This is a genomic window from Nostoc sp. (assembly GCF_036917395.1).
In the GTDB taxonomy this organism is placed as follows: domain Bacteria; phylum Cyanobacteriota; class Cyanobacteriia; order Cyanobacteriales; family Nostocaceae; genus Nostoc.
Genome location: NZ_JBALDI010000009.1, coordinates 131,768 through 158,640 on the forward strand (window position 1 = coordinate 131,768; position 26,873 = coordinate 158,640).

Annotated in this window: 17 protein-coding genes and 3 pseudogenes; 7 read left to right on the forward strand and 13 right to left on the reverse strand. The window is 42.2% G+C overall.

All coding sequences use genetic code 11. From position 1 onward, the window contains the following. Window positions 1-119: 119 nt before the first annotated feature. Together V7K46_RS06770 and V7K46_RS06775 are read right to left on the reverse strand one after the other, a co-directional pair. The gene (locus tag V7K46_RS06770) at window positions 120-353 is read right to left on the reverse strand and encodes a hypothetical protein (protein ID WP_335111813.1); all 234 of its coding nucleotides are present in this window, start codon (window positions 351-353) and stop codon (window positions 120-122) included. Window positions 354-541: 188 nt separating this feature from the next. Beyond that, window positions 542-4,774, reverse strand: coding sequence for a DUF4347 domain-containing protein (locus V7K46_RS06775; RefSeq protein ID WP_335111814.1), 4,233 nt, complete (start codon window positions 4,772-4,774; stop codon window positions 542-544). A 495-nt stretch (window positions 4,775-5,269) separates the two neighbouring features. On the opposite strand from V7K46_RS06775, the gene V7K46_RS06780 reads away from it, so the two are divergent. After that, window positions 5,270-7,507, forward strand: a complete 2,238-nt coding sequence (locus V7K46_RS06780; RefSeq protein ID WP_335111815.1) for a hypothetical protein — start codon at window positions 5,270-5,272, stop codon at window positions 7,505-7,507. A gap of 13 nt (window positions 7,508-7,520) precedes the next feature. Then, entirely contained in the window at window positions 7,521-9,836 is a 2,316-nt protein-coding gene (locus V7K46_RS06785) for a COG1470 family protein (protein ID WP_335111816.1), read from the forward strand. On the opposite strand, the gene V7K46_RS06790 is transcribed toward V7K46_RS06785, so the two are convergent. From V7K46_RS06790 to V7K46_RS06815, 6 genes and pseudogenes are all read right to left on the reverse strand, one after another. Beyond that, window positions 9,811-10,656, reverse strand: a complete 846-nt coding sequence (locus tag V7K46_RS06790; RefSeq protein ID WP_335111817.1) for a class I SAM-dependent methyltransferase — start codon at window positions 10,654-10,656, stop codon at window positions 9,811-9,813. The genes V7K46_RS06785 and V7K46_RS06790 overlap by 26 nt on opposite strands. Before the next feature lie 38 nt (window positions 10,657-10,694). Beyond that, a complete protein-coding gene (locus tag V7K46_RS06795; RefSeq protein ID WP_298909102.1) occupies window positions 10,695-11,897 on the reverse strand; it encodes an FtsW/RodA/SpoVE family cell cycle protein in 1,203 nt (400 codons plus the stop codon). A 300-nt stretch (window positions 11,898-12,197) separates the two neighbouring features. Then, window positions 12,198-12,404 (reverse strand): phycobilisome linker polypeptide, encoded by a 207-nt coding sequence (locus V7K46_RS06800; protein ID WP_012411143.1) that lies wholly within the window; start codon window positions 12,402-12,404, stop codon window positions 12,198-12,200. Between the two features lie 223 nt (window positions 12,405-12,627). Next, window positions 12,628-13,116: an allophycocyanin subunit beta gene (gene apcB, locus V7K46_RS06805; RefSeq protein WP_335111818.1), complete on the reverse strand. Its 489-nt coding sequence runs from the start codon at window positions 13,114-13,116 to the stop codon at window positions 12,628-12,630. A 65-nt stretch (window positions 13,117-13,181) separates the two neighbouring features. Beyond that, a complete protein-coding gene (gene apcA, locus V7K46_RS06810) occupies window positions 13,182-13,667 on the reverse strand; it encodes an allophycocyanin subunit alpha (RefSeq protein ID WP_334960712.1) in 486 nt (161 codons plus the stop codon). 380 nt (window positions 13,668-14,047) lie between these two features. Further along, window positions 14,048-17,359: pseudogene (locus V7K46_RS06815) on the reverse strand (phycobilisome rod-core linker polypeptide); the annotation flags it as partial. Between the two features lie 538 nt (window positions 17,360-17,897). Here V7K46_RS06815 and V7K46_RS06820 point away from each other — a divergent pair. Beyond that, window positions 17,898-18,428, forward strand: coding sequence for a hypothetical protein (locus V7K46_RS06820; RefSeq protein WP_335111819.1), 531 nt, complete (start codon window positions 17,898-17,900; stop codon window positions 18,426-18,428). Here V7K46_RS06820 and V7K46_RS06825 read toward each other — a convergent pair whose 3' ends face one another. Then, window positions 18,429-19,163 (reverse strand): 2-phosphosulfolactate phosphatase, encoded by a 735-nt coding sequence (locus tag V7K46_RS06825; protein WP_335111820.1) that lies wholly within the window; start codon window positions 19,161-19,163, stop codon window positions 18,429-18,431. 211 nt (window positions 19,164-19,374) lie between these two features. Here V7K46_RS06825 and V7K46_RS06830 point away from each other — a divergent pair, with 211 nt between their 5' ends. Beyond that, window positions 19,375-19,716 (forward strand): type II toxin-antitoxin system HicB family antitoxin, encoded by a 342-nt coding sequence (locus V7K46_RS06830; protein ID WP_335111821.1) that lies wholly within the window; start codon window positions 19,375-19,377, stop codon window positions 19,714-19,716. Window positions 19,717-20,274: 558 nt separating this feature from the next. Here V7K46_RS06830 and V7K46_RS06835 read toward each other — a convergent pair. The 3 genes and pseudogenes from V7K46_RS06835 to V7K46_RS06845 form a co-directional block, all read right to left on the reverse strand. After that, window positions 20,275-22,652: pseudogene (locus V7K46_RS06835) on the reverse strand (protein kinase domain-containing protein). Beyond that, entirely contained in the window at window positions 22,649-23,431 is a 783-nt protein-coding gene (locus V7K46_RS06840) for a PP2C family serine/threonine-protein phosphatase (RefSeq protein ID WP_335111822.1), read from the reverse strand. Before V7K46_RS06840 ends, V7K46_RS06835 begins: the two are co-directional and overlap by 4 nt. A 10-nt stretch (window positions 23,432-23,441) precedes the next feature. Further along, window positions 23,442-24,101: pseudogene (locus V7K46_RS06845) on the reverse strand (vWA domain-containing protein). 162 nt (window positions 24,102-24,263) lie between these two features. Between V7K46_RS06845 and V7K46_RS06850 the strand changes: the two are divergent. Both V7K46_RS06850 and V7K46_RS06855 read left to right on the forward strand, forming a co-directional pair. Continuing rightward, window positions 24,264-24,593 (forward strand): XisI protein, encoded by a 330-nt coding sequence (locus V7K46_RS06850; RefSeq protein WP_335111823.1) that lies wholly within the window; start codon window positions 24,264-24,266, stop codon window positions 24,591-24,593. A gap of 82 nt (window positions 24,594-24,675) precedes the next feature. After that, a complete protein-coding gene (locus tag V7K46_RS06855; protein WP_335111824.1) occupies window positions 24,676-25,857 on the forward strand; it encodes a class I SAM-dependent methyltransferase in 1,182 nt (393 codons plus the stop codon). Between the two features lie 37 nt (window positions 25,858-25,894). On the opposite strand, the gene V7K46_RS06860 is transcribed toward V7K46_RS06855, so the two are convergent. Further along, the gene (locus V7K46_RS06860) at window positions 25,895-26,038 is read right to left on the reverse strand and encodes a hypothetical protein (protein WP_335111825.1); all 144 of its coding nucleotides are present in this window, start codon (window positions 26,036-26,038) and stop codon (window positions 25,895-25,897) included. A gap of 367 nt (window positions 26,039-26,405) precedes the next feature. Between V7K46_RS06860 and V7K46_RS06865 the strand changes: the two genes are divergently transcribed. Beyond that, window positions 26,406-26,846 (forward strand): ATP synthase subunit I, encoded by a 441-nt coding sequence (locus tag V7K46_RS06865; RefSeq protein WP_334726274.1) that lies wholly within the window; start codon window positions 26,406-26,408, stop codon window positions 26,844-26,846. Window positions 26,847-26,873 lie beyond the last annotated feature (27 nt).

Consider the following 26,873-nt stretch of genomic DNA (forward strand, 5'->3'; position numbering starts at 1 on the left):
CAAACTATGTAATTTTACTAAGTTGCCCAACTCATATTTAGCATGGGCATCAAAAACCAGGTTTTATGCTAGTTTTCGGAGATGTCTAATAGCTCCTGTTCATCAAAACACCAATTTAACTAAAATTCATAGTCTTCATCGCCCCAATGTGCGTAGTTTACCGCCGTAGGCATCGCTGCTTTGCCCCCGTCTTGCCCAATAATTCTTAAATCGCCCTTTTCGTCTAACTCTGCGTTAATCAATTGTGAAGTTTCTCCTGATTTTTCAAAAAGCCTAATTTTAGCTGGCGTGGTTTGGGGACATCCAAAAAATAAAATGCCCAGCCGTTTCAATGATATTGTTGGCAAAACCAAGTATTTTGGTGCTTTTGCCTGGAGGACAAAAGCGACAACTGGGCATTTTATTACTTGTAAGTACCTTGGGAGTCGTCTTTGGTCATAATTTTTTGTCTTGATTGAATCTACTGCGTGTCTTATTGTCTTAGAAAAAAGTGGCAAATCACTTGATTATTAAGACAATCGCTACAGACTAGAATTGAACGCTAGACGATGACGTTAGTACCGACTACCAGATTTGTAGCCGTAAAATTATTCAAAGTTGCCAAGGTGTAAACAGAATAATGACCAGCAGAGTAATTAACTTGTGTAGAAGTACCTGATTGCACAAACTGTAGGTAGCCATCACTGATGGGATTGCTGCCACTATAGCCCACGCTCTTAAACAGGTCAGTAAAGATTAACTTATCCTGGCTCTGATTAAAGTCAGTAATGGTATCACCGGAATAGTTTAAGGTTTGGTAGATGAACTGGTCATTACCACTACCGCCAGTCAAGGTATTGTTATCTGCACCACCAATAAGAATGTCATTGCCAGCACCGCCGATAAGACTATCGTTACCTGCACCACCAACAAGGATGTCATCATCTGCACCACCAACTAGGGTATCGTTACCCGTACCACCGCGCAGTAGGTCGTTGCCACTTTTGCCATTGATGTAGTCATTACCCCCCTGACCATTAATCACATCAGCTGAGTTGTCAAAGCCATTGACATTGTTATTTAGGTCATTGAGAAAGGTGACTGTGTTTTTGTTGAAGATAGCGCTTTGGGTGGAGTTGGCATCGAAGACATCAAAGCTGTCACGAATGCTACTTTGCCCATCAAACAGGATATTTCCCAGCGTTGATAAATTGTCTAGGTTTTCTAGAGAAAAGTTTTGCAGGATAACTTTGTCATCAGCCACCCCATCAAAGGTGACTTCCAGATTGCTAGCATTTTGCGTAAGTAGCAGATTTTTGGCAGTTAATCCAGTACCTTGGAATTTCAGGGTATCCAATTCAGCAATGACTGCTGCCGAGGGATTTGAGCCTTTACCTAACCCCCCAAAATCGGTAATTGTATCAACACCGTCACCTAAGTTGTAAACAAATTTATCCTTGCCGCCGCCACCAGTTAGGATATCGTTGCCTTGATTCCCTGTGATCGTATCATTCCCGCCTTGACCGTTAATGATGTCACTATAGTTCTTGCCCACGAGATTATCAGCGCCATTGGTTCCATTCAGCCCATTAAACTCTAATGCACCAATATCAACTGTACCCTGAGATATTCTGTCAAATCCAGCGCCACGTTGGTCAGTGGTGCTCCCTGCTGGAATCAAAGCATTCTTGCCTGCGTTAATCGCGGGACTATCCGCAAGTAATGCATGAGTCAAGGTTGCACCGCCGTTATTTTGCAGAGGGGTGAGTTTCGGGTCAATGGGGTTGGCGCTGGTACCGACGAGGGTGCTGGTGGTAAAACCTGTGCTACCAGTGCGATCGCCAATTAGGTTATTACCCGCATCGGTAAAGTTGCCGGAAACGTCAGGGTTGAAGATAAAGGGTTCAGAAGACTGGTTGGGTATCATATCAAAATTGGCTGCAATGACGGTGTTCCCAACAATAACAGTCCCATCAGATTTATTGAAAACGCCCCCACCGTCGCCTATATCCCCCACAAAGCCTTTTGATGTGTTATCTGTAATGGTGTCGTTGGCAAGGCTGAGAGTGCCGCTGTTATAAATGCCACCGCCGTTGTAGTATGCACTATTGGCAGAGACAGTGCTTCCCGTCAGGCTAAAAGTACCTGAGTTAGATATGCCACCACCGTCTGCGGCACTATTATTAGAGACAGTGCTGCGAGTGATATCAACGCTGCCTAAGTTATAAATGCCACCACCAGAGGATGGATAAGGGTCAGGTCCTCCCCGATTAAGACCACTAGCGAACGCACTATTATTAGAGACAGTGCTTCCTGTTATACTGAGCTTGCCTATGTTGAATATACCACCGCCATAGGCAGGGTTGAAACCTACGTATACATTATTATTAGAGACAGTGCTTCCTGTCAGACTAAGATTGCCTTTGTTAAAGATGCCTCCGCCTAAAGACGACCCGTTATTGCCAGAGACAGTGCTTCCGGTTAGGCTGAGAGTGCCTCTGTTAAATATACCACCTACGACCCCCTTATTGTTTGAGACAGTGCTTCTTGTCAGGCTAAGGTTAGCATTACTATTGACCAAAATACTGCCCAAGGGGTCATTAGCATTAGCAATCTTCAAGCCATCAATGCTTGCATCTGTGCCTGTGCCCAATATCTCGAACACGCCTGAGACATTATTCCCGCTAATGGTGAGTTTAGATGCCCCAGTTCCCAAAATAGTTAGATCATGAGTAATCGTCAATTTCCCAGAGGTGAGGGTGATGATATCTGGGGTGGCATCGGTGAACACACCCGCAAAGGTAATCGTATCCGCCCCAACAGTAGCATTAGCATTGAGGATAGCCTGCCGCAATGACCCTGCCCCAGAATCGTTGGCATTAGTCACCACTGTGTCAGTATTAACAGGTGGCTTAGTTGTGGGGGGCTGGACTTCATAAGCACCAATATCAATAACACCGTCGAATACTCGGTTAAATCCAGCACCGCGTTGGTCAGTGGTGAACCCAGTTGAAACTAAGGAATTCTTGCCAGCATTAATGGCGGGACTACCCGCAAGTAAGGCATGAGTTAAGGTTGCACCACCGTTATTTTGCAGCAGGCCGAGTTTGGGGTTAATGGGGCTAGCACTTGTGCCGACGAGGGTGCTGGTCGTAAAGTTACTGCTACCAGTATTATTGCCAATTAGGTTATTGCCAGAGTCAATCACTCCACCACTCACGTCGGGGTTTATATCACCTGATTTGGAGTTGTCGAAATTGCCTGCAATAATGGTGTTACTAACATTGACGTTGCTAACAGACCTATCGTTATTAAAAATACCTCCACCATTGCCAGTACCATCACCATCTGAGTCAGCTGTGTTGTGATTAATTGTGGTATTGATTAGGGTGAGTATGTTGTTTCCCACATAGGCACTGTCATTGTATATGGCACCGCCATCTTCTAACGCTGTATTGCCAGAGATGGTGCTATTAGTTAGAGTAGCTAATCCGGAAAAATAACTACCATCATCTCCGTTAAAAATGCCACCACCGAATTTTGCACTATTGCCAGAGACAGTGCTATTGGTCAGCCTGAGAGTACCGCCTTTATTATAGATGCCACCACCGGAGTTTGCCGTATTCCCAGAGACACTGCTATTGGTTAGGCTAAGAGTACCAGTTTTACCACTAGAAGCGTCATTAAAAATGCCGCTTCCCCCGGTATTGCCATAAACACTGCTGTTAGTTAGGCTGAGAGTACCACCATTATAGATACCGCCCTGTGTATTGCCAAAGACGCTGGTGTTAGTAAGACCGAGGATACCACTGTTAGAAATGCCACTTTCTGCTATATTACCAGACACACTGGTGTTAGCTAGGCTGAGAATGGAATTTCTATTAACCTTAATACTGCCGCTAGCGATCGCCAAGCCATCAATAGTGACACCTGTGGCTAATCCCGATATCTCGAATATTGTAGAGGCATTCTTGCGACTCACAGCCAGCTTAGATGCCCCAGTCCCCAAGATGGTAATATCATCGGTAATCGTCAGTTGTCCAGAGGTGAGGGTGATCACATCTGGGGTCTTATCCGTAAATACACCCCCAAAGGTTATGATATCATCCCCAGGAGTGGCATTGGCTAAGTTAATTGCCTCCCGGAGTGTGGTGATGCCGTTGTTCGCATGACCATCATCCGGATCTCCGGTATTATTCACCGTGAACGTTGCCAGTATCCCTGGGTAAGCTTCTCGCACTGTTTCTGCAAACGCAAGATTTACTTCCATATCAGCAGTGCGAACTTCTAACTCCCAGTTCCCATTTAATGCTGTATTGCCAATCAGCTTCTTGGAAGCGGCAATATTCGCTCCTGTAAGTTGGTGCAGTTTTTCGACAAATTCTCCCCCCACATCACCAAAAGCCACTTTGCAACCATAGATGAGTAAGTTCCAAGGGTTATCGCTTTTGGTAGAGGCTAAAAATATTTTCTGCCATTGTTGCAGTTGCTGGCTGTATTTATCGAGGGTATCAAGTCCTAGATGCGTGTTCCCCAATTGTAAATAACCTGGGGCACCGTGGCAGACAAGATGAATATTAGTCAAATTCTCGCCAGCCCAACTCCCCAGAATTTCCGTAATTTGTTTTACACCGTTGTCTGTGGAGTCAAGCAGGAATACTTGGGTATTATCAAGCACGCCATTGACTAAACCGCTATAGTCTTCAACTGCCATGTCGATGAAGACTAGACTATGGGTATTGGAGGTGGAAGTTGCGTGATTTTCTTGCAAGTGTGAGGTATGTAGCGTTGCCATTTTCTTACTTTGAGCTTAGGTGATGAGGGAAACTCAAACCGACTTTAGCCTTGGATTACAGGGTTTTCACACAACTACCGATAACTAAAAAACTATACTACTAATTACTTTCCCTTTCGTTGCTATTATCTAGCAAGTTGCCACTTTTGTAAAGCAATCAAACTATGTAATTTTACTAAGTTGCTCAACTCATATTTAGCATGGGCATCAAAAATCAGGTTTGATGCTGGTTTAACCTGAAAACCTCAATTTTCCGACCATAAACCCGGTTTAGCAAGTTTTGTTGGGAATAGTACCAGATATCCAATTGATGAATTTGGACTTGAATATATAGCTTTTCTGAAAATGAATTTTATAAATTGACAAATTTATTACACAATATTGAATATATACATTTGAATAATCAAACCAAAAGAACTATTGTGGCATTTTCGCAGATATTAATTTTTTAAGAGTCTTAGTCATGCAAAATACTAAAGAAGTATAAATAATAGCATGGAAAAAAGTGTTATTAATGCCAGTCTTTCTACTCAAAACCTAACCTTTCGTCCAGGTGATACTCCTGTCTCATTTGAGGTAACTGTCAATAATGACAGCGATCGCTTTGTCAATTTTCAGATAGAAGTTACCGCAGCAGGAGAAACCCGGAACACAGGATATCTCTGGTATCGACTCGAACCAGAGGTGGCAGCAGCGAAGCCACCAGGCAGTAGTACAATATTCCAAGTCTTCATATACAATACACCCATTCCGGGATTTGTCGGTACTGTCAACCTGATGGTGAAGATTTTTTCACCGCAATTAGCACAGCAGTCAAGACTTGTGCTGAGGCTAAAAATCGAGCGAGACAACAGACCAACACATTTAAGTGTGGAATTGCCTGTGCGGGAGTTCCAAGTTTATCCCCGAAATTCTGTAGATATACCAGTTCGGGTGCGGAACTTGGGGCAACAACCTACCGATGTGGTACTACGTTTTACAGGCGTTGATCCTTCTTGGCTAACAGGTAGTGCAGAACGCCGATTATTCTTAGAAGCAGGTGGTTTAGCAGAAGTGACATTCCAATGCCAACCTCCTTCTGTAGTACAAGCGCCCAGTCAAAATTATCCTTTTACTATTGAAGCTGTTAGCAATAATGGTTATCCAACTAGTGCTGAAGGTAATGTTGAAGTCTTGCCTGTGGGTTTTATAAACTTTGGTATTACACAAAAACACCTGAAAATTCCTAGTAAATCGGCATGGTTGCCTGACTGGAAGTCAGATACAGCTTCCTTTGAATTACTATTTAAAAACGCTAGTAACCTGAATCAGGAAATTAATCTACAAGTGCAAGGTAGAGACTGGCGAAAATGTAGTTTCAAAAAACTTCCCGAAATTGCCAATCTCCATCTAGGAGAGACAAGTAAAGTCATTCTTGATGTTAAAACAAAACGCCCTTGGGTAGGAATCGGCAAAACTTTGTTGCTGGAGGCCAAATCTGAATTATCCGACCAACGTTTAGGGAGTACAGACCCTGCCACGCAGACATTAGAAGTGGAGGCTCTGCCAATTATACCTCTATGGCTACAGCTGGCTGCGATCGCATTATTAGCCGCACTCCTAGCATGGATACTGCAACCAAGAGATGTAATGCATACACGTTCTGTGAATTCAGTGCGTTTTAGTGGTATTGGTTTATCTGTGGTCAGTGGCTCAGATGATTGCACCTTAAGACTTTGGAGCATCGGTGCTGATAGGTTAGACCCCGACGATAGAGTAACATATGCTGGGGGGCCTGTTGCTTGTGATAAAGCGCAACAGCCTAAAGGTTTAATGGCGATTACTGACGACGCTGTAGAAGTTTTACGCTTCATGCCGTTACAAAATGATCGTGTTGCTGTTGGTTTAGATAATGGTGTAATTGAACTAAGAGATGTCCCTTCAGGTGCAAAGAGCAGCGAACTTCAAGACCTTAAAGATCCAAAGGCAAAAGGCGATCGCGTTTTTGACCTAGCTTTCACCTCAAACTCACTTAACTTATTCAGTGGTTATGGCAGTGGTAAAGTTAGATTATGGTCAAGACCAGCGTCTAACACCGATTTTCTGCCAGAACCGCGAGAAGTTATCGACGTACAAAGTACATTGAAACTATCAGGTTTCCAAGTCCGGGCATTAAATCTTAGCCCAGATGCAAAAACTCTAGTAATTGCTGGAAACTTTAAGCGTTTCATATTATGGCAGTGGAATCGAACTCAATCTGATAAACAATTCCCAGGTTTATCAGTCCAAAATCTAGAAAAATTAGATCCATTAGTTGGGCGTGAAGACTATATTTGGGGATTAGCTTTCGTTCCTAACTCGGCAGAAAAAATCTTAGCAACCTCCGATTCTGCGGGATTTATTACGATTTGGAATTTAAATCAGTGCCAAACTATCAAAAATCCGAATCCGCAGGAAAAAGTTAATGAACTCAATTGTTCACCACTAGACCGCTGGCCAGCATCAAAAACATCTGTGCATAGTCTGGCATTTAGTGATGATGGTAGTCTGTTAGTAAGTGGTGGCGATGATGGACGAGTAGTGGTTTGGTACTTAACCTCCGAACATAAGCTCGACAAAACAAAGGCAGCAGAAGGTAAAACAATTTACCAAAGCTCTAAAAAAATCAATAGTATCGACTTGAAAAGTAATCAAGGAACCATGATTGTGAGTGGTAGTGAAGATTTTCAGGTCAAACTACACCGCATCAAATAAGGGAGTCGATCACATGCAAGCTAAATTCAATCCACTGGAAGTTATTATCAACCCACCTGGAATTCAATTTGGGATGCCAGGAGATACCATTCAACTGTATGTTGTTGTAATCAATCAGGGAGACCAGAGTGCGGTTATTGATTTATATTTTGTTTTTGACGAAGTATTTCAAAATTTAATCGGTTGGTCTAGTTCTCCTAGAGAAAGTTTAGCATTAGCTCCCCAACAGAATAGTGACGAAATAACATTTGAATTTCAAATCCCCGCAAATGCTCTCCCAGGAACCTATGACTATACACTAGTCGTAGATTCTCCTCTACATTATCCACAAGACACTCCCGTAACCTTCCCAAACCAAATTAAGGTTTTACTAAAAGAACAGACCGCAATTCGGGTGAATGACCCGACATTTTCCATTAGACCTAACACCAACCCCAACAAGCCGCTAATTTTCAATCCTAGTCAGCCTCTGCAAGTGGAGGTGATAGTTGACAATCGCTCTTATCTCGTAGACAGGTTCCGCTTGAGTTGCCCAGATTTAGATAATGACTGGTTCACAATCAATTATCCTGCAACTGGACTTGAGGGGCCAGGGTTGGTGTCTGATGTGAGTGCACTAGAACTCAACCCTGGTACTCAAGGTCAAATATTGTTGAAATTTCATCCACCTGGAGATACCCTTGCGGGAAACTATTCTCCAACAATCCGCTTGTATTCAGAAAGCTCTCCAGACTTAGTACTGCTGGATTTGGTGTACATCCAGATTCCGACAAATTATCGCCTAGATATAGAACTTAATACCATCTTAGGACAAGTTAGCCGTAGTCTTGGCAAGTACGAATTATCACTAACGAACCAGGGCAATATAGTTCGCGAACTAATATTAAGTTTAAAAAGTCGAGACGAAGAAGAACTATATACTTACAAATTTGATCCGACTGAAGTAAGATTATTACCTAATAGAAGTGCTGCCGCCAATTTGACGGTCAAACCCAGACCTTGGTGGCGAAGACCGTGGTTTGGCACAGGGCTAGTGGTCAACTTTCAACTCGATATCAAAGACGAACAAAATTTACCCTTACCTAACACATTGCCTCAGGGAACTTTGGTATGGAAACCCCGTCCATTGTGGCAATTTATTCTGTTAATTTTGGCAATTTTGGGCTTACTCGGAGGGATAGGATTTATCATTTGGCGAATTTTAAATCCTGATCCTTTGAGATTAGAAAATTTTAGTGCCAATAACCCTCGAATTACTGAAGAGGAGGATGAGGTAGCTTTAAAGTGGGACATTCACAACTATCAACAGTTGCAAAAGTTGGTTCTGACGGCCAAAAGTTCGCAACCTATTCAGCCTATTACCTATGACTTTAGCAATGGTATTCCTGAAACACTAGGCAAAGGAAGTGCTAATGAAATACCTCCTTGTCAGGTGCAAGAAAAACAAGAGCTAATTTGTAGCAACGTTAAAACTGGAGTGAAAACAAAAGGTAATTACACTTTTGATTTACAAGCGTTTTATCGTAATGGTATACAATTATTTTCTCCAAAGAACCAAGTAGTAAGTCAAACAACACAAGTAGAAATAGCTGAAAAACAAATTGCTGAAGTAGTTGGTTTCCAAACAGATAAACCACTATATACAAAAGGTCAAAATATTCTTTTTAGTTGGACAATTGCCCGTCCATTATTGTTAGCACAAATTCAAATTGCTGGCAGTGCAGATGATGGTACATCCTATGGTCAACAAATTGCTTATAAATTTAATCAAGGTAAGATTACCGACCCTAAACTTCAAAAACTATGTACACAACAAAATCAACAACTGCGATGTAAAAATATTCCTCTACCAGCAAATAAAGCCGGAAACTTTGCGTTTCAAATAAAAGCTTTTTCTAACAATGGAAGTCAAAAAAATAGTTTTAAAAAGACTGAATCAAAAATTGAAATATTACCAAAACCATTTAAGATTATCTCTTTTAGAATCAACGGTAGTGAGCAACCAAATCTGGTTCTCAAAGAAGGGGAATTTACTACTCTAAGTTGGAGAGTAGAGGGAGAAAATATTCAGGTTAAACTTTTGCCATACGGCAATGACGTTAAACCAGTTGACTCAATAAAACTTCCAGTCAATCAAGCCTTCCCGCCTCAAATCGCACTGCAAGTTAATGACATATCTGGCAAGCAACAACCCCAGCAAAGAGGATTTGCAATCACAGTCATCAAAAAAGTGGTGCCTACTCCTACTCCTATACCTAGCATTAACCCAATTCCATCTACTTTACCACGCAACAATAGCCCGTTTAAGACTCCCTTCCCTCTAAGGTAACTTTTTGGGCGATGTGAAAAGCAGAGATATATGAAAGTTGAAGACTGCCTCCAAAATCATTTTCTATGCGATGCCTCAATCCCGAAAATAAAGACTCTTTGTTGTGTGGATCTAATTTTATATATGGCGAGTAAGTATTCAAAAGTGTTAAATATTCATCGACAGTGTAGGTTACTTCTGATATAACTTGTCCGGATATCAAGTCTTTGAATTGCCCCGAATCAATGACCATATTTCCTAATTGTCTCAAGATATATTCTTGAGTTTCTTGGTCTTCATATCGGTCAAGAGATGGAGTATGTAGTTGATAGACTTGCGATAAAGTTTGATACACTTCGTGGCTCGGTTGAAGTTCCTTGTTCCACAATAAAATCAGGTAGCCATTTTGTTGTAGGGCATTTGCAGCTTTTGGATATCCAACTTCTGGTGATATCCAATGAAAAGAAGTTGCTGCTAAGACGGCATCAAATTCAAATGGCTTGAGTTCCCACTCTTCAAAGGATGTGTTATGAATCTCTACATTGGAATACGGTTGACAATTCTGTTGAGCTAACTGGAAAAAATCTGGGTTTGGTTCTAAGCAAATCATTGAGCAACCCAATTGAGCGAGCGCTACTGTTGCAGTTCCAGGGCCACATCCCACTTCCAGAATTTTTGAGTCTGTGGAGAGTTGAGCAACTTCCACAACTTGCTGAATCAAATCCTGAGGATAGCGGGGTCTTGCCTTGTTGTAAGCTTCTGCTGCTGGAGAATACCACTTTTTGCGCTGTTCGAGGTCTGTGCTGGAGTAGTTGATTATTGTTTTTTTTAAGTCTTCCATAATCTATTCAATTTTGATCGTGCAAAGAGCGTACTAGCTCAATTCCTATTTTTCTGAAAAGCTCGGCGTCTGCGCCCATTTTCCAACAGGGGTTTTCGCAACGGTACTACCTCAGCTTCACTACTTTCGCGTGCTACCCGAATCAGCAACCCAGCAGCTATTAAGCTGGCAATCATGGAATTGCCACCATAACTAAACATGGGCAAAGGTAAGCCAGTAGTTGGTAAAGAACCTGTAGCAACACCGATGTGGAGCAATGATTGTCCTACCATCAAAATCGTCACGCCGATCGCTACCAATCGATGCACTATATTTTTAGCCTTCAGCGCCACAATTAATCCGAGAGTGGCGAATGTAGCTAAAAGTACCAACAACACCATACTGCCAACAAAGCCAAACTCTTCAGCGAACACTGCAAAAATAAAATCGGTATCCTGAATTGGTAAATAAAACAGCTTTTGTTGGGAAAGCCCAAATCCGGCTCCCCAAGTTCTACCAGAACCTACGGCTAGTAGACTTTGCACTAACTGGTAGCCATCTCCTGTAGCATCCGCCCACGGATTCAGGAATGACATCACCCGCTTACGCTGGTACTCTTTAATACTAATACTGAGGATTGCCAACATCACTCCGCCAATTGCTGTTCCTCCCAGGTACTTGTAAGGTAACCCAGCTGCTAGGGCAATTAGCCAAATAGTCATGCCGCAAAGTGCTGTTGTACTTAAGTTAGGCTGGGCAAGAATTCCTAAAAGTACCAGACCGAAAATACCCAACCAAGCCAAGCGAACCCGCCAACTGATTCGTTCCCACTGACCAAAAAGCCGCGCACTTTGCAGCACCAAAAAGGGTTTAATTAATTCTGAGGGTTGAATCGGAATTGGCCCGATCGCTATCCAACGCGCTGCGTCAAAAGCCTTCCTTCCCAATCCTGGGATCAGTGTGACAAAAATTAACGCCAAAAACAGTAACAAAAACCAATGGGATAGTCCCAAAATTTTTTGTAATGGGAAATTAACAATAATATTGAATCCGATTAAAGAAACTAACACCCAAAGCAGTTGACGCTTAAAGTAGTACAGCCCGTCATGATGACGGGCGTCAGCCACAGGATAGGATGCTGAAAATAGCATGATCAAGCCGACGAACAGCCAAATCAACGTTAACCAGCGCAACAACCGCGCTTCTAATGCCCAGTTGGAGACTGAACTATCAAAAATTGGAATCAGGCGGCGTAGATTCACGATCAGTACGGGTAAAAAGTTAGGAATTAGGAGTTAGCAATAAAACTCATAAATCATAACTTATAACTCATAAGTAGGCTTTACAACCATAAATCTTATAGTTGTCAACTTCAATACACCGCTCGATCAATATTTCGGATAAATTGCGATCGCTATAGATATTTACTTCAAACAGGGTACATATACGGAAGTGTACAGAAAATATATGTATTATAAAAGTTAATTAAATACATTCTCGACAAAAAAGAGGTCTTTGCTGACCTCTTACTAATTCTCTAAAATAACGTTCTATTTACAGAATTACGACAAGCCAGTATTAGCACCTTGCTTACCTGTTGCCAGTTCCACCTTAATTATTTTGCCACCTGCTTTTTGGATGCGTTGCTGTTCGCGGAACCAGTTCTCATAGGGAACTAGCTTAGTGAAGTAAGTATTTTGTAGTTCGCGTTGGGTACGAATTCGGGTTTGGCTGGGAACTAGAGCAGTAATTTTAAACAAACGGGACATGTTCTGAAAGTCTCCTGTATACTTTGTGAAAACTTTTTTTATCTCAAAATCTTTGAGTGCAAATCTTTTAATATTCAAAGGCTGGAAATCAAACATCAATACTAGACCAGCAACACTCATCACTGATAATTTACCAAGATAAGCAATATAACGTTCTAGCACTCACAGTTGATTTCCAGACCTTAATAAAGCCGCACCTAAATTCTTAAGCGCAAACTAGTTCTTAGCTTAAGCCAGAAGAGATATAGTCTAAGTAAACACCCATTTCCTTACCAGCATCAGAACCAACCAAGCTAGCGGTTACTTCCTTGATTGCTTGGATAGCTTGCACGGTAGCACCAACGGGAACTCCTAAAGAGTTGTAGGTTTCCTTCAAGCCATTTAATACACGCTCATCCAAAATGGAAGGATCGCCAGCTAACATAGCGTAGGTGGCATAGCGGAGGTAGTAATCCAAATCACGGATGCAAGCAGCATAGCGGCGGGTGGTGTACATGTTGCCACCGGGACGAGTGATGTCAGAGTATAGCAAAGATTTTGCTACAGCTTCTTTGACGATCGCAGCAGCGTTGGCGCTGATGGTGCTAGCAGCACGTACCCGCAGTTCGCCAGTAGAGAAATAGCCTTTTAGCTTCTGTAAAGCAGTAGCGTCTAAGTATTTACCTTGAACATCTGCGGAGTTAATGACAGCGGTAATCGCGTCTTGAGCCATGTTGTTAATTCCTTATTTCCAACTGTATTGCAATACTTCTGTTTCGGCAGGGAAACAGCATCACTCTATAGCAGGGCGCCAACTAAGTAGTCGAAGTAGCCACCAGCTTCAGCAGCGTCATCACCAGACAGCAATGTACCAGCTACATTCTTCAGCCCACGGATACCTTCAGCAACACCATCAATCGGAGTTCCCAAGGACTTGTACAGTTCACGGGCACCGATAACACCAATTTCTTCAATGGGTGTAACATCACCAGCAACGATACCGTAGGTAACGAGGCGGAGGTAGTAATCTAGGTCACGTAGACAAGTAGCAGTCAATTCTTGACCGTAAGCGTTACCACCAGGAGACACAACGTCAGGACGCTTTTGGAACAGTTGATCGCCAGCTTGCTTAACCAGCCGTTCACGATTTTCTGTCAAAACTTGAGCAATCCGCACACGGCGTTCACCACTGGCAACAAAGGATTTGATCCGATCCAATTCACCAGGGCTGAGATAGCGAGCTTCTGCGTCAGCATTCACGATAGCTTTCGTGACGATACTCATTAATGGATTCCTCCAATACGAATGAAACCAGGATTTGATTAAACTGGTACGACTTTAATTTGGTTCACTGAGTTTATTCTCTAGTTCTTTTTAGATACAACAGTTTAATAACTGCTATAGCTAATGAATTAGGAGTTTTCTTGAGTCAACACAAGTACACAAGCTTTTAAACTCAGTTACCTTCCGCAAAACATTTTCCGGCATTCTGTTGAGCATTTATGACTGATCTTAACACTTTGTAATATTGCTTTTCAGAATTCCCTGTTTTAGCTGTAATCTGAGAGCAATATTACGAAAGGTTACGAAGGGATATTGGGTATTGGGCATTGAGAAGAAAATTAACTCCTCAGTCACCAATCCCCAATCCCTATTCCCTATTCAGCCGCCTGTACACTGCCGAGGTAGTTACCTGCTGGCAGAGATGGGAAACGGTTGTAAGGCACAACATCTTCACCGAAGTAGCGGCTATATTCTGGGCTTTCGACTATTGCTTCTACAGCAGCCGACAAACCACTATCAGCTAGCAGCTTCTTATACTGGCGAATTTCTTCCTGAGTTGTGGGTGTACGCCCCAACAGGTGACGGAAGAGGAACTCAATTACCTTGGCATGAGGATAAGGTATGTGGAAGCGCTGGCGATAGATTTGGGAACTGGCTAGTTCACGCACAAACTCCCGGACGGAAATTTCACCATTCTGGAGTTTGCCCTCTAGGTCAGTACGGCGGAAATTATCAGGCACTTCACCGCTAACATCCAACACTTGACAGTAAATGGCGTTGATTGCCTGTTGTCTTTCGGTTTGGTTAGTGCTCTCTGCCAGACGGTAAATGCGTGCATGTTTACGCTCACCTAGCTCCACGGATTGTCCGCTACCATCGTTGTAGGAACGACCTAGTTCAGCAAATGAGGGCTTACTCTGGTTTATACCATTTGTTTGTGTTGATATATCTGCGATCGCCTGTATCGAAAGCGCTGTATCATTACTCACTCCGACGCGGGTTTGCACTGGCTTAAAGCTCGGTACAACCACGTCATCATTTTGCTTGGTAAGCTGGTTGTACAACTTCTCCGTATTTGGGAAGTTTGCCGCAGGTAGGGTCGGGAAGCGACGGTAAGGCACCGTATCTTCACCAAATACCTGGTTATATTCCACACTATCTACCAGGGCACCGATAAAAGCACGAATACCTTGAGTAGCCAAAATCTGGTTATACTTGCGGATTTCTGCTTGGTCTAGTGGCGCACGTCCCAGGAAGTGTTTGGTTCCCAACTCAATCACTTTGGTGTTGGGGTAGGGTGTGTAGAACTCTTTCAGGTAGAGGTTAGAGTAACCCAAACCTTCAATAAATTCCTTCACGCTGATTTCGCCGTTCCCCAGCTTGCTTTCCCATTTTGTAAATTCGTTTTTGGCAATGTAGGGGGCAATATCCCGCTCAAATATCTGACGATAGGCAGCGCTGATCAAGGTTTTTACTGCAACTTTATCACTGGTATTGGCCACCAGTTTAAAGATTTTGGTTTGTTCTCGTTGCTTGCTAACACCTTGGTTAATGCGGAACTGAATATCTGGTTCTGACCGCTTTTCTGTGACTGTACCCAGTGTCACAAAGCTCGGCGTTACTTCCTTCTGGATTTTCGCGGCAACATCATCACGAATGCTACCAACGCGCAATTGTCGCCCTGCTACACCACCAGGAGTCAGATACCGTTCGTAAGGAATTGTATCTTCACCAAATGCTTCGCTGTATTCTACGCTGTTAATAATGGCATCAACCACCGCGTAAAAGCCTTGTTTGGCAGCGATGTCAAAGTACTTGTTAATTTCTTGACGACCATAAGTCGGACGACCCAACAAGCGGCGGTGAATATACTCGATCGCTTTACAAACATACAGCGATGACCAGTACAGATTGCGGAATACATCCGACTTAGCCAAAGCACGGATAAACTCCCGTACAGAGATGTCGCCGTTTTCCAGCTTGATTTCCAATACCTTCGGGCGCTGACCTTCGTAGACATCGCGACCGAAAACTTGCAGGTAAGCAGCTCTAATCACTGCTTGCGTGGAGCTTTCGGAGAATCTGACGCTAGAACCTTTGACAGCCTTTCTACCAATAGTACCAGGCAGTTGATCTAATTTGAACACCTTAGGCCCAAGGGTCCCAGGAGCTTCACCCCGCGCCTTGGGATTACTATTTTGGTTATTAATCCCTGCTCCTTGGTGAATTAGGATGCGCTTGGTATCCTTACCAAAAGGAGCCGGACTGGTGCTGGGGTTGCGAGTTTCTTTCGGGAAAATCGCCCCAAACTGAATTTCCAAGGGGTCATTCCCAGAACCGTAAGGATGCTGATCTGGTAGCGGTTGTTCGTAAGCAGCAAATGTGGTAATGAACTGAGGTATTTTGCGGAAAGGCGCACTGTAGTTAAACAGGTCTTGCTGCAGGCCCCAATTGCGACATTCTTGTGCTTCTTGACCCAGACCCCGGAGGTAGGGTACTGTTTCTTCACCAAAATAGTCGCTGTATTCAGCAGAATCTACTAAGGCATCTACTAAGGCTGGCAGACCACCATTAGAAATAATCGAGAAGTATTTTTGTACTTCTTCTCGGCTACTTGGTCCCCGTCCCAGAATGTGACGGAAAGCTAGTTCAATGACTCGGCTGTTAATAAAAGGCTGGTAAAACTGTTTTTGGTAAAGGGGAGATTTAGCTAGACGACGAACAAATCCCTTCATGGAGATGTCGCCATTTTTTACCTTGGATTCTAGGTCAGATATGGACAAGCTATAAGCACGGGTAATGTCGCGCTCAAAGATTTGCCGATATGCGGCCTTGATTACCTCATTTTTTTCGCTACTTGATAACCCAGTCTTCATCACAAACTTGGGACGCCGTTCTGCCGCATTAAAGTAAATTTGCGGTAGTTCCAACCCTTGCTGGTCGCTAGAGGGGCGTTGACGCAGTTTATTTGAAGGTGTGGCTGCTTTGAATTCTGTTAGCAAAACATCCATGTACTGAGACACAATGTCTGTAGCCTCAGGATCATTGCGGAAAAAGGAAAGTGACCCAACTTTGATTTCCTGCAAAGCTACTAGCGTTGCTTCACCAGAGCAGGCATTTTCAATTATTTCCCGCAAACCTCGTGTGTTCACCGCTATGATGTTGGGGTCGCCAGCAACGATCGCATAAGTAGCGTAGCGCAAGAACCAGGATAAATCCCGCAAGCTCTTGGCCATGTTGCTCGGACCATAACGGGCAATGTTAATTGGTCTGAAACCTGGAGGTGTCGGCCCACTGGGGGATGAGTTAAAGATTGAGCGTAAATTTTCTAGGAACCCACCACGACTTTCAACGTAGGTTACAGTTCCCAGTTGCATCCCTTGTTGAACATTAGCACCAGCACTAACAGGTACTATTTCTACTGCTCTAGGCTTTTCTAAAAAAGCCATTGGCGAACCACCGACAAAAATCCGGTTGGCAGCTCGAGATACGATAATCTCGGCATTTTCCGTAAGCCTCTGGGAAATTTCTAGACGCTTTGCACCAGATGCAAAATAGCTTGCCAGTTCATTTAGTTCACCACTTCCCAAAAAGCGGTCTTGCTGCTCCGCTTGGGTAATTGTCGCAACAGCTAGGGTTTGATATAGTTGCGGACGCGCAACTGAGCTTCCACCACTCGCCTTAACACTCATCGGATTTGTAAAACTCCCATCATAAGCGTTTATGTGTTAAGTCTGGATCGTTTTGAGGCTTGACACATCGGTGTGTCTATGCTTTATGAGCTTGAGAGTACTGCCTGCAAAACTGCCAGTAAATTAACCCGGTTAGCTTTTAGATTAAAACGTTTTGCGTTCTCAAGGCGGGTTTATTAAGAAGTGTGTAGAACATGTAGCTTTTATCCATGCAATCTCAAAAATAGATCCTCTTATTTGCTGAGATAAAATATAAGTTTTGTAACTCAGTACTAGGGTAGGCATGGTCTACCGATGCCGAAAACCTCGATTTTGATGTTTATGGTAGTGTCCACCCGACAATTATTGCAATTTGGGCAAAATCTCAGTTGAAACCAAATTCCCTCCAGCAACGTCAGGAGACAGTAGTCATTAGTCAATGTTAAGTTGTTTTTGCTACTAATGACTGAATATTAAGAAATAACACCATCCTGGAAAAAATTCTCAAATTGTGGTGGTTTAAGCATTAGCTATCAGCATTCTTTAACCGGAAAATACTATGCACAAAAGTTCTAAATTTAACTATTTATTCAATGCTACTTTGTCTGCGATCGCAGTTATTTTAGCTGCCACTCCTGCAAATGCGCTTCCAGAACAAAATATTAGCACCGTTGTTAAATGGGCAAAAACTCGATCACAGCTACCAACTCTGAGATACAACAGCGAAGCCCACGGTTATGAGGGTACAAAGGGAAATTTATACTTTTATGCTGATGTTACAGAACAAAATGGGACAGTGACCAAAGAAGGAATAACCGTTAGTGGTGACGATCGTCTCAAATTCACCACAAAAAATGCTAATGCAATCAAATTGTTACAAAATATTTATAATTCCAACATTGCCAATGACTTCCAAAAGTCTCGGTATGTCACCAAAGTTGGACGTGACCAGTTTTATCGTGGGCAAAAGTTTGCTTACATCACTGCCCAAGTACAGGGTGGGTCAGCATTGCAGATAATTCCCTTGAGAAATTTGCAAGAATTTATAAATAATGCCAAATATTGCCAAACCAATCAATGTGACCTTTGATTAAGTGTGTAGCCTGGAATTTACATAAGCATTGTCAGTAAATAAAGGCACACAATCACTAACGTTATAGGCGGCTGAGAGTTCAACATCTGACTCAAAACCTTTTTCAATCAACTCTTTACCCGAACTGCATTTTTTCAAGTACCCCAGTAAATCCTGCTGGAAAGCCTGAAATGTTGCCACAGCCGCTTTAGCTTCTGGTGACAAATTACCATCTAAATAACTGAGAATTGCCCCAGCACCAATTAAATCTTCAAATGCAGGTCGTAGGCTACCATCTTCTTTCCACCTCTCACCCGCAGGAATCACAGCGATTTTATCACCATACTTTTGAGCAACCTTAGCTACAGCTTGGCAATTTCGCAAGCAACCAGCCAAAGTAGGTGTATTCCCAGTATGTAAAGTCAGAAAAGAACCATTAGGTGAGGGTAAAACTAGTCTAGTTCCAGCAGGAATCTGAGTTACCGATTTTGGCGAGAGAGAATATCCTGTTGTAGTCCAACGTTGTCTATGACTTGCTAACTCTGCTTGCACTGACTTAGCATAATTTATGACAGATTCATCTCTCATGGCGTAGGGAAAAATTATCGCGCCATTGTTGGTGGCAATTTCCACGCAGGTGGAAAAAGAGAGAACGTCAACTATCACAATTACATCACTGATAGGAGCGAGTTGAGCAACTCCTTGGGGGCCCCATTCACAGCGTAAATCAAACTCTGATTGGTTGTAAATCATTGGAGCGATCGCAAAAGACAATATGATAAAAATAAAACTGTAGAGGAATAAACCTAGTATAAATAATTAAAGGTTTGTAGTCAGCACAAAGCGTGCTAATTTGAGAGCTTTATCCTCTCTATGAGACGCTACGCTAACACTACAAACTAAAGGTTAGCAGTCAGTAGGTGAGCAGTTATAATCAATATAAAACTTCAAGGTTCAAAATATTATGAATTTAACTGTAAAAACTTATCCTAACAATACTGCACCCAAGTTAACTTATGATGTGCTAATTGAAAATCAACAAGATGGCGGAGTTAGTGCGACAGTGGTAGGCTTGCCAGACTTTAAAGGCTTTGGTGTGACTAAAGAAGAAGCGCTAGAGAAACTAATTCAACTTTTACAAGAACGAGAACCAGAAATAGTAACTTTGGAAATTGAGCTTCCCCAAACTGAACATACTTGGATGAAATTTGCGGGAATGCACAAAGATAACCCTCTTTTTCCTGAGGTGCTGGAATACATAGAAGCTGAACGGAGTCAAATTGACTTAAAGAATGAGACAAAGTAAGTATTATGTGGATATTAGATACAGACCATGTTTCGTTATTTCAACATAGTCATCCACTAGTCACGCAACGCATAAGCCAGCATAATCCTGAAAATTTAGCCATAACAGTGATTACATTCGAGGAGAAAGTTAAATGTTATCAATAAATATAACAATCAAGCTTCTAAATATGACAAATTAATATGGGGATACAAGGGATTATGGGATGAAATAGAATATTTCAAAAATATAAACCTGCTTGAATTTGATACTAAAGCTTGTAATGTTTATGCTGAATTAGTTAAACATAAAATTCGCGTTGGCACTCAAGATTTACGCATTGCGGCAATTACGCTGTCAGTGAATGGGATTTTAGTTACTGGAAACCGGAAAGATTTTGAGAGAGTTCCTAATTTGTGTTTAGAAGATTGGACTATATCTTAATTTTGTGCGATCGCTAGGATTTAACGAGTATGCTATCAATTGTTACGAAGACTTGATTCGTCAAAGAATTCGCATTGGTACACAAGATTTACGCATTGCGGCTTTTTCTTATCCTTGCTGCTTTATAAACAGCACTTATTTCTTTATGGATGTGATAATTATTCCTATTAGAAATATAAGAAAAAGGGCTAGTAATGCCCACAAAATTAAACTAGTAAAACCAGAATGAATAAGAGAACGTGACACTGCTGGACCTAACATTAAAAAAATCACCGAAACTATAGTACTAATTAGGTCTGTAGTCGATGATGTTTGAGATGTATTTTTTACTGGTTTATTGCTTATCTGATTTTTTGCAGAAGTAGGATTTACTACTGATGAAGAAGTATTTTGGGCAATAGCGCTTTGAAAAATACTTTGTTTACTATAGTTATTAAGTGATGGTGAATTTGCAGACTGATTAGTTTGCGAAATTTGAGATTGAGTTGGCTTAATTGATGATGAAGTAGCTGTATTGCTCGATGATGTAAGCTGCCAAATATTGATAGTCTCATCAAAGCTTGCACTGGCAAGGATTTTGCCATCTGGACTGAAAGCTACGGAAGTGACATAGGAGGAATGCCCCTTAAGGGTGTAGATTTCTCTTGCCGTGCTTACATCCCATAGTTTAATGTCACCATAACTCCCACTGGTAAGGGTTTTGCCATCTGGGCTGAAAGCTAGGGAATAACCATAGGAAAGAACCGAGTCGGAATGCGCTTGGAGAGTGCGGATTTGCCTTCCTGTCGTGACATCCCACAGTTTAATAGTCTTGTCCCAACTCCCACTGGCAAGGATTTTGCCATCTGGGCTGAAGGCAACCGAACGAACCCAGTCGGAATGCGCTTGGAGAGTGCGGATTTGCCCTCCTGTTGTGACATCCCACAGTTTGATAGTCTTGTCATCACTCCCACTGGCAAGGATTTTGCTATCTGGGCTGAAAACAACTGAATGAACAGAGTCGGAATGCCCTTGAAAGGTGTAAATTTTTTTCCTGTGCCTACATCCCACAATTTGATAGTCGAGTCATCACTTCCACTGGCAATGATTCTGCCATCTGGGCTGAAGGCAACTGAACAAACAGAGTCAGAATCTTGGAGGGTATGGATTTGCCCTCCTGTCGTTACATCCCACAGTTTAATAGCACAACTCCCACTGGCAATGATTTTGCCATTTGGGCTGTATGCTATGGAATAAACAGAGTCGAAATGCCCTTGAAAGGTGTAAATTTTTTTTCCTGTGCCTACATCCCACAATTTGATAGTCGAGTCTTCACTGCCACTGGCGATGATTCTGCCATCTGGGCTGAAGACAACTGAATGAACAGCGTCGGAATGCCCTTGGAGAGTATGTATTTTCCCTCCTATTGCGACATTTTCTATAATTTTATCTGTGGCAAAAGCTTTAGGTTGTGATGTTGATACAGCAAAAGCAGATTGTTGCTTTGGTCTAGCAAAGCCAGGAAATATATCAATACCAAGTTTTGTAGAGCGATCGCACCAATAACACTTACCATAAGTTCGGCTGTAGTAGTGGCTGTCTACCTTTTCACAGATAGTTAACTCATTAACAGCAAGTCTCAGCGCCTTTACCCAATCCCCAGCAGTTGGGCGCAAGTTAGAATTTTTATAACCATCGTTAAAGCATCTGAGAAAACATCGCTGAACCTCTGGGTGAATAATCTCAAGAGGAATTGTCCTTTCTACAGGTTGAATCAAACGGTTTGGTGCATACAGCCATAAACCCTGACGGATACGATCAGTTTCTGGAGTTTCCCCCGCGCCTATCCACTTTCCCGCAAAAGGACTTTCACCACCAAATAACAACTGATAGATAATGACTGCTAACCGAAAGCGATCGTGTACTTCCGTTTGATCAATGCTATCAAAATCTTTGCCAATCAGTTCCGGTGGTGTAAAGCCATCTGAACCAACTGAACAACGATAAACCTTATTATTTTTCGGATTCCGAACCTGAAATGAATCAGTATCAATAATTGAAGGTAAGGCGCGATCGTTAACAAGAATATTTTGTGGCTTGATGTCACCTACAACATAGCCAGAAATGTGAATTGCTTCAATAATTGAGGCAATATTCAGCGCTGTTGTGTGGAAAAAACGCCAATCAACGTCAAGTTTCAAAGCCTTTCTTTGCTTGGGATTGTATACATCAATAAGTTCTTTTCCCTCCTTAATTTCCGGCATCAAAAAGCCCACGCAATTAGCCTGAGCATCTTTCAGTACCGACTTAGGCCAAGCAAAAGAAATATGATTGAGATGAGAGTTTGGCTCTTTGGGTCGGTGCGTTATCATCACCGCCAACTTTTGCAAATGCTCAGGAGTTGGCGAGTGGTAAATTTTCGCTAAGTAACCATTGCGATTAGTTCGCCAAACTTTACCTTCACCACTATCAGCGATCGCTTCACCCAGCAGAGTAATCGATTGTCCCGTACTGGTACAGGTGAAAACTGTCATTGAATTTTACTCTCATCAAACAAGCACAAAAGTAAGGTTTTATCATCATCAGTGCGAGAATTTAGCCGTTCCGAGTTGAGGAATTCCATCAGATATTTATCTTCATCCTCTGGATTAACAGTTTCGTGCAAGTATTCCTCCAAAGGTTTAAAGAAAGGTGAGAAAGGCTCCCAGTCGCTCGAGCGAATTGCTACTTTTTCAAGTCCATCAGTGGAAGCACAAATAAACTCTTGTTTTTCATGAATAACCTCTACCTGCATTTCTTTTAGTGCATTTTTTGAGGTGATAAAAGTCGTTTCATTAGCAAATTCACCTTTATCTGGCTGAAACAACAGTTTATATTCTGGCTCTTGGGAACGCATTACAATAAATCCATCCCCGATTTGCATAGCTGCAATGCAGTCAGGAGTTGCCAGGAAAACCAATAACGTACAAGCTAAATCATTGACAGAATAATCTCCTTCATCTGCTTGCTTCTGTAATTCTGTAATAACTTGGTTCACGATCTTAGCAAACACTTTCTGAGCTTCTTCTTTAGAAAGTGGTTGAAAAAAACCTTGTTTCTGAGGAAACTCATTAATATCAGAAAAGCATTTTAGTACTGTTTCTACCGCCAACTTAGAACCAATATCAGAATATTTAGCACTACCAGCACCATCAGCAACAGCGCCTACAATAACATCATCCAAGATGCAGGAATGCCCATAATCTTGACAAACTATCCCCTGTTTTTGATGACTCGTTCCGATCGCAGAACGTGCAACAGCTTTCCACTTCACAAAATTTCCTCTAACTAGTAATTTGACCCCATATCATAGCTGGTAAAGCTACAGCTTGCCCCACTTTGCCACTAGAAACCCGTTTCATCGAAGCAGAAAGCCAGACAAACATCTCACGAAAATCTAAGCCATTTAGCGTAACTGGTGGACGTTCAGGTGGAGAAATTTGTTTGAGGATATTCATATCAGCACCCTTTACACCAACCGCAAAAAATGAAAGTCGGCTTTGTGCTTCTGCTTATCTCAATCTTTGCGCGGCTGATTGCCAGGAGTCAGTTGGCGCTCCGTCTGTAATCAAAAACACCCAAGGGCGATAATAAAGAATACCGTTGTCTTTATAAGTCTGTTTCCGGCTCTCTAGAAAATCCAAGGCATACTCAATCGCCGCACCCATTGGGGTAACACCATCTACTTCCAATGTAGGCGGTGTAAATTGGTCAATCGTCACAAAGTCTTGTATTAGTTTAACTATAGGGCCAAATGTAATCATGGCCACTTCTACACTCAGCGATGCTTGGGAATCTTTTACTACATCTGCTTTGAAAGCAGCAAGTCCTCGATTTAACTCTTGGATAGGCTGACCTGACATAGAGCCAGAAGTATCGAGTAACAGAATTACAGGGCAACGATTTTCTGGATTTTCAACAAATTCAGGCATTCCTACAGCCATTGAATACTCCTGATTAAGTAAATTATTATACAAAGTTACAATTAAATTTTATTAGCCAATAAATACTTAAACACTAGTGTTTTTACTGAAACAACTTTCCTGCTTAAAATATATGGGCTGATGGCGCTCATAATTATCTGTATACCTGAAGGACATTGTTTTATGGAAGGAATAAATTACTCTCAAATTATTCAAAAGATTTTAAATAACCATTCCGCAAATGACGTAGCTAATGGCACGGAAGTTCAATTGTTGTTTGACGCGGAACGCCATCATTATCAAGTCTTAAATATTGGCTGGAAAGAACAACGGAGAATTTATGGAGTTATCATTCATGTTGATATAAAAGACAAAAAAAATTGGATACAAAGAGATGGTACAGAAATCGGTATCGCTAATGAATTAATTGCTGCTGGAGTACCTAAAGAAAATATTGTATTAGGATTTCATGCTCCTTATAAACGCGAATTTACTGACTTTGCTGTTGGATAAGTAGCAGTAAATAAGCAATAGTAATTTTTGCTCTAATCAGCCACTATCCGCTAAACTCAGAAATGCTGCGTTATTCCTCATCATGTCCGATTCCCAAACTGTCAGTGCTGCTGTTGCCAAACTCTACAATACCTACCCCTTTCCGCCGGAAGCCCTGTTAGATGAACCACCTCCAGGCTACAACTGGCGCTGGAATTGGCTAGCCGCTTATAATTTCTGCACAGGTCAAAAACCCCAAAAGCAAGATATTCGGATTTTAGATGCAGGTTGCGGTACAGGGGTGAGTACGGAATACCTGGTTCACCTCAATCCCCAGGCTTGTGTTGTGGGAATTGACCTCAGTACAGGCGCTTTGGCTGTAGCCAAAGAACGTTGTCAGCGTTCAGGGGCTACCCGCGTTGAATTTCATCACCTCAGCTTGTTTGATGTGGAACAGTTACCGGGTGAGTTTGATTTAATTAACTGTGTTGGCGTTTTGCATCATACGCTTGATCCAATTCGCGGTATTCAAGCTTTGGCGAAGAAGTTAGCCCCAGGTGGCTTGATGCACATTTTTGTCTACGGAGAGTTGGGACGCTGGGAAATTCAACTCATGCAAAAAGCGATCGCCCTTCTTCAAGGTGACAAAAAAGGCGACTATCGTGATGGTGTCCAAGTCGGGCGACAAATATTTTCCTCTTTACCAGAAAATAACCGAATTGTCAAATCTGAAAAGCAGCGTTGGTCATTAGAAAACCACAAGGATGAACACTTTGCCGATATGTACGTTCACCCCCAGGAAATTGACTATAACATTGAGACGCTGTTTGAATTAATAGATGCTTCGGGATTGGAGTTTATTGGTTTCTCGAATCCGAGTTTCTGGGATTTGGAGAGACTTTTGGGCAAAGCACCAGAGTTAGTAGAACGGGCAAAAGAATTGAGCGATCGCCAGCTTTATCGTCTGATAGAATTACTAGATCCAGAAGTAACTCATTACGAGTTTTTCCTGAGTCGTCCTCCCCTCATCAAAGCCGACTGGTCAAACGATAACGCCGTACTGGCTGCGATTCCCGAACTTAATCCTTGTATTGAAGGATTTCCCAGTCAATGTTTCTTTAATTACGATTACCAGATTGTTAATTTATCAGTAGCAGAGTTTGAGTTTATGCAAAAATGTGATAGTAATTCCACAGTTGCAGAGATTTTGGCAGGTGTAGAACTGGGATTGGATGGGGTAAGAACGCTCCTCCGGCAGCAGTTGATTTTGTTGACACCTGCTTAATTACAATACATTTTAATACTGAGTTAACAAAAGCAATTTATACTCGTAGTGATGAGCGATCGCCCATCACCACTTTTGGCAAATTAATGTAGATTAGGAAAGTGCCCAACAAACGGGGTATGGTACATCCCAAAAGTTTGAGTTTTTTGGAATTCAGCAGTGGTGCAATGTTTAATGACAAGCCGCTACTTTACGATTTCTGATTTGCGGTAGGCCCATACACTCCTCAAGCACCAGTTGATTTTATTGATACCGACTTAATTCAAACAGCAAGATGCTATGTAACGACATTGGAGAAGAATTATTCACTCAAAAAAGCTGAAATTGTCAGAAATTTTTAATTTTAAGGTAGCGATTATTGATTATTTAGCCCCACAGTCCCTCACCTCATTAGCCGTTCTCTCACTTCTGGGAGCGTGATTTTACTGACTGTCTAACGTTGCCAAGAAGTTAATTGTTTTTTCCTAAAGTATTGTTACCGGATCGTGATATGATTCATCTGACTGAATGTGCAGTCATAATGTTTAGCTGTACTGGTTTCAAGTCTCGTGAGCTTGTCAGACGAATCAATTGCGCCCACTCCGACAACGCAACAAGATGCTAAAACTGTTTCTGAAGATACAGAATCAGATAACTCCATGCAAGAGTTCTATCAACTCTTCCAGCGGTTGTTGGTAATCACGCTTGTCTTGACGGGGGTTATTTTTATCTCTGTGTGGATCTTTTATTCCTTGAACATTGCTCTCAATTATTTAATTGGGGCGTGTACAGGTGTGGTTTACTTAAAAATGCTGGCTAGAGACGTTGAGCAGCTCGGTAGTGAAAAAACCAGTTTGAGCAAAACTCGTTTTGCTCTATTTATGGGAGTGATCGTCGTGGCAACTCAATGGCGTGAGCTACAGATTCTGCCCATATTTTTGGGGTTTTTAACTTACAAAGCCACGCTCCTGGTCTATATGGTGCAAATTGCGTTCATTCCTGATTCTTAAAAAGTCAGGCTCACAAAGATAGTAATC